Origin of the sequence: Streptococcus mitis, from assembly GCF_001579045.1 — a bacterium.
GTDB lineage: Bacteria > Bacillota > Bacilli > Lactobacillales > Streptococcaceae > Streptococcus > Streptococcus mitis_D.
In genome coordinates this window covers 94,324-109,164 of sequence record NZ_KQ970261.1, presented here as the reverse complement: position 1 = coordinate 109,164, position 14,841 = coordinate 94,324, and the positions used below count along the sequence as shown (strand labels likewise).

Annotated in this window: 15 protein-coding genes; 14 read left to right on the top strand and 1 reads right to left on the bottom strand. The window is 39.5% G+C overall.

Features of this window, described 5'->3' with window-relative positions; translation table 11 throughout:
• The first annotated feature begins 248 nt into the window (after positions 1-248).
• From SMIDD28_RS00520 to SMIDD28_RS00480, 8 genes are all read left to right on the top strand, one after another.
• A complete protein-coding gene (locus SMIDD28_RS00520) occupies positions 249-449 on the top strand; it encodes a F0F1 ATP synthase subunit C (protein WP_001054559.1) in 201 nt (66 codons plus the stop codon).
• Between the two features lie 32 nt (positions 450-481).
• Positions 482-1,195, top strand: coding sequence for a F0F1 ATP synthase subunit A (gene atpB, locus SMIDD28_RS00515; protein ID WP_061423910.1), 714 nt, complete (start codon positions 482-484; stop codon positions 1,193-1,195).
• Positions 1,196-1,208: 13 nt separating this feature from the next.
• A complete protein-coding gene (gene atpF / locus SMIDD28_RS00510) occupies positions 1,209-1,703 on the top strand; it encodes a F0F1 ATP synthase subunit B (RefSeq protein ID WP_000558549.1) in 495 nt (164 codons plus the stop codon).
• On the top strand, positions 1,703-2,239 hold the full coding sequence (locus SMIDD28_RS00505; RefSeq protein ID WP_061423908.1) for a F0F1 ATP synthase subunit delta: 537 nt from the start codon (positions 1,703-1,705) through the stop codon (positions 2,237-2,239). Before atpF ends, SMIDD28_RS00505 begins: the two co-directional genes overlap by 1 nt.
• Before the next feature lie 14 nt (positions 2,240-2,253).
• Entirely contained in the window at positions 2,254-3,759 is a 1,506-nt protein-coding gene (gene atpA, locus SMIDD28_RS00500) for a F0F1 ATP synthase subunit alpha (protein WP_061423905.1), read from the top strand.
• A gap of 15 nt (positions 3,760-3,774) precedes the next feature.
• Positions 3,775-4,653: a F0F1 ATP synthase subunit gamma gene (locus SMIDD28_RS00495; protein WP_061423902.1), complete on the top strand. Its 879-nt coding sequence runs from the start codon at positions 3,775-3,777 to the stop codon at positions 4,651-4,653.
• A gap of 199 nt (positions 4,654-4,852) precedes the next feature.
• Positions 4,853-6,259, top strand: coding sequence for a F0F1 ATP synthase subunit beta (gene atpD, locus SMIDD28_RS00485; protein WP_000094357.1), 1,407 nt, complete (start codon positions 4,853-4,855; stop codon positions 6,257-6,259).
• Between the two features lie 10 nt (positions 6,260-6,269).
• Complete coding sequence (locus tag SMIDD28_RS00480) at positions 6,270-6,689, top strand: F0F1 ATP synthase subunit epsilon (protein ID WP_049524195.1); 420 nt, start codon at positions 6,270-6,272, stop codon at positions 6,687-6,689.
• 44 nt (positions 6,690-6,733) lie between these two features.
• Here SMIDD28_RS00480 and SMIDD28_RS00475 read toward each other — a convergent pair whose 3' ends face one another.
• Positions 6,734-7,747: a lactonase family protein gene (locus tag SMIDD28_RS00475; protein ID WP_061423900.1), complete on the bottom strand. Its 1,014-nt coding sequence runs from the start codon at positions 7,745-7,747 to the stop codon at positions 6,734-6,736.
• 170 nt (positions 7,748-7,917) lie between these two features.
• Between SMIDD28_RS00475 and SMIDD28_RS00470 the strand changes: the two genes are divergently transcribed.
• The 6 genes from SMIDD28_RS00470 (at position 7,918) to SMIDD28_RS00445 (ending at position 14,678) form a co-directional block, all read left to right on the top strand.
• Complete coding sequence (locus SMIDD28_RS00470) at positions 7,918-9,900, top strand: peptide ABC transporter substrate-binding protein (protein WP_061423897.1); 1,983 nt, start codon at positions 7,918-7,920, stop codon at positions 9,898-9,900.
• Positions 9,901-10,017: 117 nt separating this feature from the next.
• The gene (locus tag SMIDD28_RS00465; RefSeq protein WP_061423895.1) at positions 10,018-11,184 is read left to right on the top strand and encodes an AI-2E family transporter; all 1,167 of its coding nucleotides are present in this window, start codon (positions 10,018-10,020) and stop codon (positions 11,182-11,184) included.
• The gene (locus SMIDD28_RS00460; RefSeq protein ID WP_061423892.1) at positions 11,174-12,403 is read left to right on the top strand and encodes a tetratricopeptide repeat protein; all 1,230 of its coding nucleotides are present in this window, start codon (positions 11,174-11,176) and stop codon (positions 12,401-12,403) included. The genes SMIDD28_RS00465 and SMIDD28_RS00460 overlap by 11 nt, the downstream gene beginning before the upstream one ends.
• A 145-nt stretch (positions 12,404-12,548) precedes the next feature.
• The gene (locus SMIDD28_RS00455) at positions 12,549-13,190 is read left to right on the top strand and encodes an amino acid ABC transporter permease (protein WP_061423889.1); all 642 of its coding nucleotides are present in this window, start codon (positions 12,549-12,551) and stop codon (positions 13,188-13,190) included.
• Positions 13,191-13,199: 9 nt separating this feature from the next.
• Positions 13,200-13,829 (top strand): amino acid ABC transporter ATP-binding protein, encoded by a 630-nt coding sequence (locus SMIDD28_RS00450; protein ID WP_061423887.1) that lies wholly within the window; start codon positions 13,200-13,202, stop codon positions 13,827-13,829.
• Positions 13,830-13,841: 12 nt separating this feature from the next.
• The gene (locus tag SMIDD28_RS00445) at positions 13,842-14,678 is read left to right on the top strand and encodes an amino acid ABC transporter substrate-binding protein (protein WP_000759186.1); all 837 of its coding nucleotides are present in this window, start codon (positions 13,842-13,844) and stop codon (positions 14,676-14,678) included.
• Positions 14,679-14,841 lie beyond the last annotated feature (163 nt).

Here is a 14,841-nt window from a genome sequence, read left to right as displayed (position 1 = left end):
AGTTAAAGAAAACATATTTATTTCCATCCGAGATTTCATCTCGGATTTTTTCAATATTTTTCAGAAAGACCTAGATAATGGACGAATTTATAACAAGTTTTTTACAAAGTTTTCCATATAATAAACTCAAAAATAGTAAAATTATAAATAATTTTCATTAAACGCTTTCAATGTTAGTAAAAAGTTGACAAATCCAATTTTTAGGACTAAACTAAGTAAGTAAATTTTATTTAAAAGGAGAATTCATCATGAATTTAACATTTTTTGGTCTTTGTCTTGCCTGTATGGGTGTATCCCTTGGTGAAGGTATGTTGATGAATGGTTTGTTAAAATCAGTAGCTCGCCAACCAGATATTATCGCTGAGTTTCGTAGCCTGATGTTTTTAGGGGTTGCCTTTATCGAAGGAACTTTCTTCGTAACTCTTGTCTTCTCATTTATTATTAAATAACGAAATATAAATTGGAGAAGGGAGAATGTTAGATGGAAGAAAGTATCAATCCAACCATCAATATTGGTCCTGTTACCTTTGATTTAACCTTGACAGTCTTAACCTTACTGTCTGTATCACTTATTTTTATCTTTATCTATTGGGCAAGCCGTAATATGTCCTTAAAACCTAAAGGTAAACAAAATGTATTAGAGTATCTCTATGATTTTGTAGTTGGATTTACAGAACCAAATATTGGTTCTCACTACATGAAAAATTACTCACTCTTTTACTTATGCTTATTTCTTTTTATGGTCATCGCTAATAATCTTGGTTTGATGGCTAAACTTCAAACAACAGATGGGACAAACCTTTGGACATCGCCAACTGCAAATCTTTCATTTGACCTTGTCTTGTCTTTCTGTATTATTTTGATGGCGCACATTGAGGGGATTCGTCGTCGTGGGATTAAACAATACCTAAAAGGTTTTGTAACTCCTGCATTTATGACACCGATGAATCTACTTGAAGAAGTCACGAATTTCCTTTCTCTTGCTTTGCGGATTTTTGGGAATATCTTTGCAGGTGAAGTAATGACAAGTTTGCTTCTCGTACTTTCACATCAGGCTATTTTTTGGTATCCAATCGCATTTGGAACAAACTTAGTTTGGACTGCATTTTCCGTGTTCATTTCTTGTGTACAGGCCTATGTCTTTACACTATTATCCTCTATGTACCTAGGAAATAAAATTAATGATGAAGAGTAGAAAGGAGTAACTGATGCACGTAACAGTAGGTGAATTAATTGGTAATTTTATTTTAATCGCTGGCTCTTTTATCCTTTTGCTAGTCTTGATTAAAAAATTTGCATGGTCTAATATTACAGGCATTTTCGAAGAAAGAGCTGAAAAAATTGCTTCAGATATTGACAGAGCTGAAGAAGCACGTCAAAAAGCGGAAGTATTGGCTCAAAAACGCGAAGATGAATTGGCTGGTAGCCGTAAAGAAGCTAAGACAATCATTGAGAATGCGAAAGAAACAGCTGAGAAAAGTAAGGCTAGTATTTTAGCAGATGCTAAACTAGAAGCAGGACGCTTAAAAGAAAAAGCAAACCAAGAAATTGCTCAAAACAAAGCTGAAGCTTTACAAAGCGTTAAGGGTGAGGTAGCAGATTTGACAATCAGCTTGGCTGGTAAAATCATCTCACAAAACCTTGACGGTCATGCCCATAAAGAACTCATTGATCAGTATATCGATCAGCTAGGAGAAGCTTAATGGACAAGAAAACAGTAAAGGTAATTGAAAAATACAGCATGCCTTTTGTCCAATTGGTACTGGAAAAAGGAGAAGAAGACCGTATCTTTTCAGACTTGACTCAAATCAAGCAAGTTGCTGAAGAAACAGGTTTACCTTCTTTTTTAAAAAAAGTGGCAGTAGACGAGTCTGATAAGGAAAAAACGATTGCTTTCTTCCAAGACTCAGTGTCACCTTTATTGCAAAACTTGATCCAGGTTCTGGCATACAATCACAGAGCAAATCTTTTTTATGATGTGCTTGTAGATTGCTTGAACCGACTTGAAAAAGAAACAAATCGATTTGAAGTGACGATTACGTCTGCTCATCCTCTAACTGATGAACAAAAGAGTCGCTTGCTCCCTTTGATTGAGAAAAAAATGTCTCTGAAAGTAAGGAGTGTAAACGAACAAATCGATGAAAGTCTCATTGGTGGTTTTGTCATTTTTGCCAATCACAAGACAATTGATGTGAGTATTAAACAACAACTTAAAGTTGTTAAAGAAAATTTGAAATAGAAAGTGGTGTTCTTTTGGCAATTAACGCACAAGAAATCAGCGCTTTAATTAAGCAACAAATTGAAAATTTCAAACCCAATTTTGATGTGACTGAAACAGGTGTTGTAACCTATATCGGGGATGGTATCGCGCGTGCTCACGGCCTTGAAAATGCCATGAGTGGAGAGTTGTTGATTTTTGAAAACGGCTCTTATGGTATGGCTCAAAACTTGGAGTCAACAGACGTTGGTATTATCATCCTAGGTGACTTTACAGATATCCGTGAAGGCGATACAATCCGCCGTACAGGGAAAATCATGGAAGTCCCAGTAGGTGAAAGTCTGATTGGTCGTGTTGTGGATCCGCTTGGTCGTCCAGTTGATGGTCTTGGAGAAATCCACACTGATAAAACTCGTCCAGTAGAAACGCCAGCTCCTGGTGTTATGCAACGTAAGTCTGTATCAGAACCATTGCAAACTGGTTTGAAAGCTATTGACGCCCTTGTACCGATTGGTCGTGGTCAACGTGAGTTGATTATCGGTGACCGTCAGACAGGGAAAACAACCATTGCGATTGATACAATCTTGAACCAAAAAGGTCAAGATATGATTTGTATCTATGTTGCGATTGGACAAAAAGAATCAACAGTTCGTACGCAAGTAGAAACACTACGTCAGTACGGTGCCTTGGACTACACAATCGTTGTGACAGCCTCTGCTTCACAACCATCTCCATTGCTTTTCCTAGCTCCTTATGCTGGGGTTGCCATGGCGGAAGAATTTATGTACCAAGGGAAACATGTTTTGATTGTTTATGATGATTTATCAAAACAAGCGGTAGCTTATCGTGAACTGTCACTCTTGCTTCGTCGTCCTCCAGGTCGTGAAGCCTTCCCAGGGGATGTTTTCTATCTTCACAGCCGTTTGCTTGAGCGCTCAGCTAAAGTTTCTGATGAACTTGGTGGTGGCTCAATTACAGCCCTACCATTTATCGAGACCCAAGCAGGAGATATCTCTGCCTATATCGCAACCAACGTGATTTCTATCACTGATGGACAAATCTTCCTTGGTGATGGTCTCTTCAATGCGGGTATTCGTCCAGCCATCGATGCGGGTTCATCTGTATCTCGTGTAGGTGGTTCTGCACAAATCAAAGCCATGAAGAAGGTTGCTGGTACACTTCGTATCGACCTTGCTTCATACCGTGAGTTGGAAGCCTTCACTAAGTTTGGTTCTGACTTGGATGCGGCAACACAGGCTAAGTTGAACCGTGGACGTCGTACCGTTGAGGTCTTGAAACAACCTGTTCACAAACCATTACCTGTTGAGAAACAAGTAACCATTCTTTATGCTTTGACACATGGTTTCTTGGATACTGTTCCAGTAGATGATATTGTTCGTTTCGAGGAAGAGTTCCATGCCTTCTTTGATGCTCAACATCCAGAGATTTTGGAAACCATTCGTGATACAAAAGACTTGCCAGAAGAAGCAGTCTTGGATGCTGCGATTACAGAGTTTCTCAATCAAACCAGCTTCCAATAAGAATAGAGGTGTCAGATGGCAGTATCTCTAAATGATATTAAAACAAAAATCGCCTCAACAAAAAATACGAGTCAAATCACTAATGCCATGCAAATGGTCTCAGCTGCTAAGCTTGGTCGCTCTGAAGAAGCTGCTCGCAACTTCCAAGTTTATGCTCAGAAAGTGCGTAAACTTTTGACAGATATCCTTCATGGTAATGGAGCTGGTGGTTCAACCAATCCGATGTTGATTAGCCGTCCCGTGAAGAAGACAGGCTATATCGTTATCACTTCAGACCGCGGTTTGGTTGGAGGTTATAATTCTTCTATTCTGAAAGCCGTTATGGAGTTGAAAGAAGAATACCACCCAGATGGTACAGGTTTTGAAATGATCTGTATCGGTGGAATGGGAGCTGATTTCTTTAAGGCTCGTGGTATTCAACCACTTTATGAATTACGTGGCTTGGCAGACCAACCTAGCTTTGATGAAGTTCGTAAGATTATTTCAAAAACAGTTGAAATGTACCAAAATGAACTTTTTGATGAACTCTATGTCTGCTACAACCACCATGTCAATACGCTAACCAGTCAAATGCGTGTGGAACAAATGCTTCCGATTGTTGACTTGGATCCAAATGAAGCGGATGAAGACTATAGCTTAACTTTTGAATTGGAAACCAGCCGAGAAGAAATTTTGGAGCAGTTGTTGCCACAGTTTGCAGAAAGTATGATTTACGGTGCCATTATCGATGCCAAGACAGCTGAAAATGCTGCTGGTATGACAGCCATGCAAACAGCGACAGATAATGCTAAGAAAGTCATTAATGATTTGACAATTCAGTATAACCGTGCCAGACAGGCGGCGATTACACAAGAAATTACAGAAATCGTAGCAGGAGCTAGTGCTTTAGAATAGGCACTAGTCCAGCTCTTATGAAAATGAACTTATACTCAATGAAAATCAAAGAGCAAACTAGGAAGCTAGCCGCAAGCTGCTCAAAACACTGTTTTGAGGTTGCAGATAGAGCTGACGTGGTTTGAAGAGATTTTCGAAGAGTATTAGGACCTAGTTGAGCTAGGAACCGACAGTATCTTATATAGAATAGGAGAAGGAGATGAGTTCAGGTAAAATTGCTCAGGTTATCGGTCCCGTTGTAGACGTCTTGTTTGCAGCAGGAGAAAAACTTCCTGAGATTAACAATGCACTTGTCGTCTACAAAAATGACGAAAGAAAAACAAAAATCGTCCTTGAAGTAGCCTTGGAGTTGGGAGATGGTATGGTCCGTACTATCGCCATGGAATCAACAGATGGGTTGACTCGTGGAATGGAAGTATTGGACACGGGTCGTCCAATCTCTGTACCAGTAGGTAAAGAAACTTTGGGACGTGTCTTCAATGTTTTGGGAGATACCATTGACTTGGAAGCTCCTTTCACAGAAGATGCAGAGCGTCAGCCAATTCATAAAAAAGCTCCAACTTTTGATGAGTTGTCTACCTCTTCTGAAATCCTTGAAACAGGGATTAAGGTTATCGACCTTCTTGCCCCTTACCTAAAAGGTGGTAAGGTCGGACTCTTCGGTGGTGCCGGAGTTGGTAAAACCGTCTTGATCCAAGAATTGATTCACAATATTGCCCAAGAACACGGTGGTATTTCAGTATTTACTGGTGTTGGGGAACGTACTCGTGAGGGGAACGACCTTTACTGGGAAATGAAAGAATCAGGTGTTATCGAGAAAACAGCCATGGTATTTGGTCAGATGAATGAGCCACCAGGAGCACGTATGCGTGTTGCCCTTACTGGTTTGACAATCGCTGAATACTTCCGTGATGTAGAAGGACAAGACGTGCTTCTCTTTATCGATAATATCTTCCGTTTCACTCAGGCTGGTTCAGAAGTATCTGCCCTTTTGGGTCGTATGCCATCAGCCGTTGGTTATCAACCAACCCTTGCTACGGAAATGGGTCAATTGCAAGAACGTATCACATCAACCAAGAAGGGTTCTGTAACCTCTATCCAGGCTATCTATGTGCCAGCGGATGACTACACTGACCCAGCGCCAGCAACAGCCTTCGCTCACTTGGATTCAACAACAAACTTGGAACGTAAGTTGGTACAATTGGGTATTTACCCAGCCGTTGACCCACTTGCTTCAAGCTCACGTGCCTTGGCACCTGAAATCGTTGGAGAAGAGCACTATGCAGTTGCTGCAGAAGTAAAACGTGTCCTTCAACGTTACCATGAATTACAAGATATCATTGCTATCCTTGGTATGGATGAGCTTTCTGATGAAGAAAAGACCTTGGTTGCACGTGCCCGTCGTATCCAGTTCTTCTTGTCACAAAACTTTAATGTTGCGGAACAATTTACTGGTCAGCCAGGTTCTTATGTCCCAGTTGCTGAAACTGTTCGTGGATTTAAGGAAATCCTTGATGGTAAACACGACCACTTGCCAGAAGATGCCTTCCGTGGTGTAGGTTCTATCGAAGATGTGATTGCAAAAGCTGAAAAAATGGGATTTTAAGAGGTGATCTATGGCTCAGTTAACTGTCCAGATCGTGACACCAGATGGTCTCGTCTATGATCACCATGCCAGCTATGTATCGGTTCGAACTCTGGATGGTGAGATGGGGATCTTGCCACGACATGAAAATATGATTGCGGTTTTAGCAGTTGATGAAGTAAAGGTAAAACGTATTGATGATGAAGAGCACGTGAACTGGATTGCAGTAAACGGAGGCGTTATTGAAATTGCCAATAATACCATCACAATCGTTGCGGATTCTGCAGAACGTGCTCGTGATATCGATATCAGTCGTGCAGAACGTGCCAAGCTTCGAGCAGAGCGTGAAATTGAAGAAGCACAAGACAAAAACTTGATTGATCAAGAACGTCGTGCTAAGATTGCACTGCAACGTGCCATTAACCGTATTAATGTCGGAAAAAGACTATAAGAAAAAAATGAACTTGAGTTACCAAGTTCATTTTTTATGTTTTCTTAAGGGGCAAAACTGATGCAGACCGCTTCTGGAACATGGAAGTCGTTGGAAAGTTCTGCTAGACGACCAGTTTCAGGATTGCGTTTAAAAACGGTTGCATTGTCAGAGTCTTGATGGACAGCAATGACAAATTCTTGGTCTGGTGTCAAATCAAAATCACGTGGAATCTGACCATGTGTCGGAACGATTTCTAACAACTCTAAACTACCGTCCGCAAGGATTGTATATACTGCGATAGAATCATGGCCACGGTTAGAAGCGTAGAGGTATTTACCGTCTTTAGAGAGATGAATAGCAGCAGTACCATTAAAATCTTCGTAACCTTCTGGTAGAGTTGAGATAACTTGCATGCGTTCAAATTCGCCAACACCATCGTAGATTAGAACTTCAATAGTGCTATTGAGTTCACAAATGAGATAAGCGATTTTATAGTGGTTATGGAAAACGATATGACGAGAACCAGCTCCAGGAATACTATTGTAGGTATAGAGTTTAGACAGTTTCCCTTCTTGATCAAGGTCATAGGTAATGACTTGGTCAGTTCCCAAGTCGCAGGTCACTAGATAGTGATCAGGTGTTAAGTCTGTAAAGTGAACATGGGGGGAAGCTTGATTTTCATGTGGACCTTGGCCACTATGTTGATCTACATCACGAAGTAGAAGACTACCATCTTCCTGACGTTTATAAACAAGAACCTGTCCTTTATGGTAGTTGGCTGCATAGACCAAATCACGCTTTTCATCAACAGCAACATAACAGTGGGGGGCTCCTTCTTCAACGACATGATTTAATAAGGTTCCATCAGTTTGATAGGCTGCAATTCCCCCCATGTCATCCTGACTACCAACAGTGTATAAATGTTGGTGCTGGTCAAAGGCAAGGTAGGTCGGACTTGGCTCAGCTGCAAAAAGTTCTAGATTTGAAAGCTGACCAGTTTCTGTATCAAAGTCTGCCTTGTAAATCCCTTGAGAAGTACGACGTGTATAAGTTCCAAAATAAACAGTTTCTTTCATAACTTTACCTCTATATAAAGATAAGACTATTATATCACAAAAATTGTGGTTGGAGGAACTCTATAACACACCAAATAAATATAATAAAATATCAAATTTAGCTTGATTTTGTATTGATTTCCTTTTGAAAAGTGCTATAATAATCCTATACAAATTGCAAAGGAGTTTTTATGAAAAAACGTGTTTTCTTAGCAGCTGGAGTTGCTGTACTTTCAGCAGCTGTTCTAGCAGCTTGTTCATCTGGTAATGGGAATAAGGAAGCAACTAAACCAGTTACTTATGCCTATGTATTTTCATCAGATCCTTCGACTCTGGATTATACAGTTTCTGGGCAAAAGTCTACAAAACAGATTACTGGTAATGTCATTGATGGACTACTGGAAAATGATCAATATGGGAATCTAGTACCATCAGTTGCAGAAGATTGGACTGTTTCAAAAGATGGTTTGACTTATACCTATAAAATTCGTAAGGGTATCAAGTGGTATTCCAATGAAGGTGAAGAATATGGAGAAGTTAAGGCTCAGGATTTTGTGACTGGTCTAAAACACGCTGCTGACAAGAAATCAGAAGCACTTTATCTTGTACAGGATTCTATTAAAGGATTAGATGACTATGTAAATGGGAAAACAACGGATTTTTCTACTGTTGGTGTAAAAGCAACAGATGATTATACTGTAGTTTATACCTTGAATCATCCAGAATCTTTCTGGAATTCTAAGACTACAATGGGAGTACTTGCTCCAATTAGTGAAGACTTTTTAGCTTCTAAAGGAGATGACTTTGGTAAGGCGACTGATGTAACAAGCATTCTATATAATGGGGCTTATCTTTTAAAAGGTCTTACATCTAAATCTTCTATTGAAATGACTAAAAACCAAAACTATTGGGATAAACAAAATGTCTTTATTGATGATATTAAGTTGTCTTACTTTGATGGTCAGGATGCAGACTCTCTAGGACGTGGTTTTGATGAAGGAAATTATCCTGCAGCACCTCTCTTTAAAAACTCTGCTAACTATGAACGGCTAAAAGAAAAATATAAAGATAACATTATTTATAGTCAACAACAAGGAACTACTTTCTATATTTCAACGAATATTGACCGTGTTGCCTATAATCACACTGCTAAAACAAGTGAAGCAGAAAAATCATCTACTAAGAAGGCTTTGCTGAACAAAGATTTCCGTCAATCCTTGGCTTTTGCTACAGATCGTAAAGCAGGAATCTCTCAAGTATTTGGGGACGAAGTAGCACCGCGTAAATTACGTACAAGTTTAACCCCTCCAACATTTGTACAGGTAGGAGAGCAGTCATTTGGGCAAGTAGCTAAGGCAGAATTGGATAAGTTAGATGGTGTATGGAAAGATGTCAGTCTTGATGATGCCCAGGATTCACTTCATAATGTAGATAAGGCTAAAGCTAAATTTGAAGCTGCCAAGAAAACTCTTCAAGCTGATGGAGTACAGTTCCCTATTCATTTAGATATTCCAGTATCTTCTACTCGTCCAGAATTTGTGCGTCAAGCTCAATCTTATAAACAATCTATCGAGGAAGCTATTGGAGCAGATAATGTTGTAGTTGATATTCAACAAGTTTCTGACGATGAATTGGTAAGTATGACAGTTCTAGCTACTTCTAATACTAATACTGACTGGGATATTAATGCAAATAGTGGATGGGGACCTGATTACGCAGATCCTTCAACTTATCTAGATATATTTGATCCAACATCTGGACCAAATCTTCTTGGTTCATTAGGTGTAGTACCAGGTAAAGACAGTTCAGCAATCAAAGCAGTTGGGTTAGATAAGTTTAAAGAGTTAATTACTGATGCTAATAGTGAGAAAACAAATCTTGAAAAACGATATGCTAAATATGCAAAAGCTCAAGCTTGGTTAACAGACAGTGCCTTGGTTATTCCTGTACACTCAGACGGTGCCCAAATGCTAGTAACGAAGAAAGTTCTAGGTACTGGTGCAGGTGGCTGGGTAGGTGATAAGACCAGTGAAAATAGCTACAAGTATCTGAAAATTCAAGATAAGATAGTCACTACTAAAGAAATGGATGAGTTCCGCAAGAAATTTGCTGATGAAAAAGCCAAATCCAATGCTGATTATCAGAAGAACTTAGACCGTCATATTCAAGACTAATCAAATCTCCTCTTTTGAGGAGATTTTTTATGTCGCTGTCTCCATGTAAGCACTTTAAAAAAGAGTTATTTTGATTTAAAAATGGTATAATGAGAGAACAATAGAAAGGAAGTATTTATGGAGCAAAAAGAGAAACATTTTAACCTATCTTGGTTTTTCAAGTGGTTTTTGGATAACAAGGCAATTACGGTATTTTTGGTAACTTTGTTATTGGGATTGAATCTTTTTATTTTAAGCAAGATTAGTTTTCTATTTTCACCTGTTTTAGACTTTTTGGCAGTCGTGATGTTGCCAGTCATTCTATCTGGTTTACTATATTATTTATTAAATCCTATTGTTGATTGGATGGAGAAACACAAAATTAATCGTGTTATAGCCATCACTATTGTCTTTGTCATTATCGCTCTCTTTATTATCTGGGGTTTGGCAGTCGCCATTCCAAATCTGCAACGCCAGGTTTTAACCTTTGCAAGAAATGTTCCAGTCTACCTTGAAGATGCAGATAGGGTTATTGATGATTTGGTAACCAAGCGTTTACCAGATGATTTCAGGCCTCAGTTAGAGCAAGTTTTGACCAACTTCTCAAGTCAGGCTACAGTTTGGGCAAGTAAGGTTTCTTCTCAGGCAGTCAATTGGGTGAGTGCCTTTATTAGCGGGGCATCTCAAGTGATTGTTGCCTTGATTATCGTTCCGTTCATGCTCTTTTATCTCTTGCGTGATGGGAAAGGCTTGCGTAACTATTTGACCCAATTTATGCCAACGAAATTGAAGGAGCCTGTAGGACAAGTTTTATCAGATGTGAATCAACAGTTGTCCAACTATGTTCGAGGGCAAGTGACAGTGGCTATTATTGTAGCAGTAATGTTTATCATCTTCTTCAAGATTATTGGTCTACGCTATGCGGTTACGCTGGGTGTTACTGCTGGTATTTTAAATCTGGTTCCTTATCTTGGTAGCTTCCTAGCCATGCTTCCTGCCCTAGTATTGGGGTTGATTGCTGGGCCAATCATGCTTTTGAAAGTAGTGATTGTCTTTATCGTAGAACAAACTATTGAAGGTCGTTTTGTCTCTCCATTGATTTTGGGAAGTCAATTAAACATCCATCCCATTAATGTTCTCTTTGTCTTGTTAACTTCAGGATCCATGTTTGGTATTTGGGGAGTCTTACTCGGTATTCCAGTTTATGCCTCTGCTAAGGTTGTCATTTCAGCGATTTTTGAATGGTATAAGGTAGTCAGTGGTCTATATGAATTAGAGGGAGAGGAAGTCAAGAGTGAACAATAGTCAACAGATGTTACAGGCTTTGGAGGAACAAGATTTAGCCAAGGCTGAGCACTATTTCGTCAAAGCTTTAGAAAGTGATTCGAGTGAGCTTCTGTATGAGTTAGCTACTTATCTTGAAGGGATTGGTTTTTATCCTCAGGCCAAGGAAATTTATCTGAAAATCGTAGAAGATTTTCCAGAGGTTCATCTTAATCTAGCAACTATTGCTAGCGAAGATGGTCAAATAGAAGAAGCCTTTGCCTATCTAGAGGAAATCCAAGCTGACAGTGACTGGTATGTATCGGCTTTGGCCCTTAAGGCAGACCTTTACCAGATGGAAGGTTTGACAGATGTGGCGCGTGAGAAATTACTAGAAGCCTTGACTTACTCAGAAGATCCTCTCTTGATATTGGGATTGGCAGAGTTGGATAGTGAGTTGGAAAATTATCAGGAGGCTATTCAAGGCTATGCCCAGTTAGATAATCGTACTATTTATGAGCAAACAGGCATTTCTACCTATCAACGGATTAGCTTTGCCTATGCTCAGTTAGGGAAATTTGAAACAGCTATAGAGTTTTTAGAAAAAGCCCTGGAGTTAGAATATGATGATTTAACAGCTTTTGAGTTAGCTAGTCTTTACTTTGATCAAGAAGAATACCAAAAAGCTGTCCTCTACTTTAAGCAGATCGATACCATTTCTCCTGACTTTGAAGGATATGAGTATGGCTATAGCCAGGCCTTACATAAGGAACATCAAGTTCAAGAAGCCCTGCGTATCGCTAAGCAAGGCTTGGAGAAAAATCCCTTTGAAACTCGTCTCTTGCTGGCTGCTTCACAATTTTCTTATGAACTGCATGATGCTAGTGGTGCAGAAAATTATCTCCTTATTGCTAAAGAAGATGCTGAGGATACGGAAGAAATCTTACTCCGTCTAGCTACTATTTATCTGGAGCAGGAGCGTTATGAGGATATTCTAGACTTGCAGAGCGAAGAGCCAGAAAATCTCTTGACCAAGTGGATGATTGCTCGTTCCTATCAAGAAATGGACGATTTGGATACTGCCTATGAGCTTTACCAAGAGTTGGCAGGAGATTTGAAGGACAATCCAGAATTTCTGGAACACTATATCTATCTCTTGCGTGAATTGGGCTACTTTGAGGAAGCAAAAGTCAATGCACAAGCTTACTTAAAACTGGTTCCAGATGATGTGCAAATGCAAGAACTGTTTGAGAGATTGTAAGAATGTTTAAACATATAGAACTGTAGTTTATCTCTTTTGATAGCTACGGTTTTTATTTGTATATGATAGAATTTTTTTGCAAAAATGGTTGGTTATTTTGTTTATTCATGCTATAATAGGAACAATTACTTTTAGGAGGTGCAGTATGTCTTATTTATTTGAGATATTACCGAGTTTACTGAATGGTGCGAGCACGACTGTACAGGTCTTTGCACTGGTCTTGCTATTTTCGATTCCTTTGGGCGTTTTGATTGCCTTTGCCTTGCAAGTCCATTGGAAGCCCCTCCATTATCTGATTAACATTTACATCTGGATTATGCGGGGAACCCCCTTACTCTTGCAATTGATTTTTATCTATTATGTGCTCCCAAGTATTGGGATTCGTTTAGACCGCCTTCCTGCTGCCATTATTGCCTTTGTTCTCAACTATGCAGCTTACTTTGCAGAAATTTTCCGTGGGGGAATTGACACTATTCCAAGAGGACAGTATGAGGCTGCCAAGGTCTTGAAGTTTAGCCCTTTTGACACAGTGCGTTATATTATCTTACCACAGGTGACCAAGATCGTTCTTCCTAGTGTCTTTAACGAAGTTATGAGTTTGGTCAAGGATACTTCTTTGGTCTATGCTCTCGGAATTTCAGACCTTATCTTGGCTAGTCGAACAGCTGCTAACCGCGATGCTAGTCTGGTTCCTATGTTCTTGGCAGGTGCCATTTACTTGATTTTGATTGGGATTGTGACAATTATTTCCAAAAAAGTTGAGAAGAAGTATAGTTATTATAGATAGGAGGCTGCCATGTTAGAATTACGAAATATCAATAAGAAATTTGGAGACAAACAAATCCTGTCTAATTTCAGTCTAAGTATTCCTGAAAAGCAAATCCTGGCTATCGTTGGGCCTTCCGGCGGAGGTAAGACAACTCTCTTACGTATGCTTGCGGGTCTTGAAACCATTGATTCTGGGCAAATCTTTTATAATGGACAACCTTTAGAGCTGGATGAATTGCAGAAGCGGAATCTACTGGGATTTGTCTTCCAAGATTTTCAACTGTTCCCTCATTTATCAGTTCTGGACAATTTGACCTTATCGCCTGTGAAGACCATGGGAATGAAGCAGGAGGAGGCTGAGAAGAAGGCGCGTGGTCTCTTGGAACAGTTAGGACTAGCAGGACACGCAGATGCCTATCCTTTCTCACTATCTGGTGGGCAAAAGCAGCGGGTGGCTTTGGCGCGTGCTATGATGATTGACCCAGAAATCATTGGCTACGATGAACCAACTTCTGCCCTAGATCCAGAATTGCGCTTGGAAGTGGAAAAACTAATCTTGCAAAATAGGGAACTTGGGATGACCCAGATTGTGGTAACCCACGATTTGCAGTTCGCGGAAAATATTGCAGATGTATTATTGAAAGTAGAACCTAAATAGGAGGAAAAATGGATGAAAAAATGGATGCTTGTATTAGTCAGTCTGATGACTGCTTTGTTCTTAGTAGCTTGTGGGAAAAATTCTAGCGAAACTAGTGGAGATAATTGGTCAAAGTACCAGTCTAACAAGTCTATTACTATTGGATTTGATAGTACTTTTGTTCCAATGGGATTTGCTCAGAAAGATGGTTCTTATGCAGGATTTGATATTGATTTAGCTACAGCTGTTTTTGAAAAATACGGAATTACGGTAAATTGGCAACCGATTGATTGGGATTTGAAAGAAGCTGAATTGACAAAAGGAACGATTGATCTGATTTGGAATGGTTATTCCGCTACAGATGAACGCCGTGAAAAGGTGGCATTCAGTAACTCATATATGAAGAATGAGCAGGTATTGGTGACCAAGAAATCATCTGGTATCACGACTGCAAAGGATATGGCTGGAAAGACATTAGGAGCTCAAGCCGGTTCATCTGGTTATGCGGACTTTGAAGCAAACCCAGCGATTTTAAAGGATATTGTCGCTAATAAGGAAGCGAATCAATACCAAACCTTTAATGAAGCCTTGATTGATTTGAAAAATGATCGAATTGATGGTCTATTGATTGATCGTGTCTATGCAAACTATTATTTAGAAGCAGAAGGCGTTTTAAACGATTATAATGTCTTTACAGTTGGACTAGAAACAGAAGCTTTTGCGGTTGGAGCCCGTAAGGAAGATACAACTCTGGTTAAGAAGATAAATGAAGCTTTTTCTAGTCTTTACAAGGACGGTAAATTCCAAGAAATCAGCCAAAAATGGTTTGGAGAAGATGTAGCAACCAAAGAAGTAAAAGAAGGACAGTAAGATAAAATAGTGGCTGAGACTGCGTTTTGATTAGCAAAACGTAGTTTTTTTCATCAAAAAAATCCTCTGGTAAGTACCAGAGGATAAGAGCTTATACTCAATGAAAATCAAAGAGCAAACTAGGAAGCTAGCCGCAGGCTGTACTTGAGTACGGCAAGGCAAC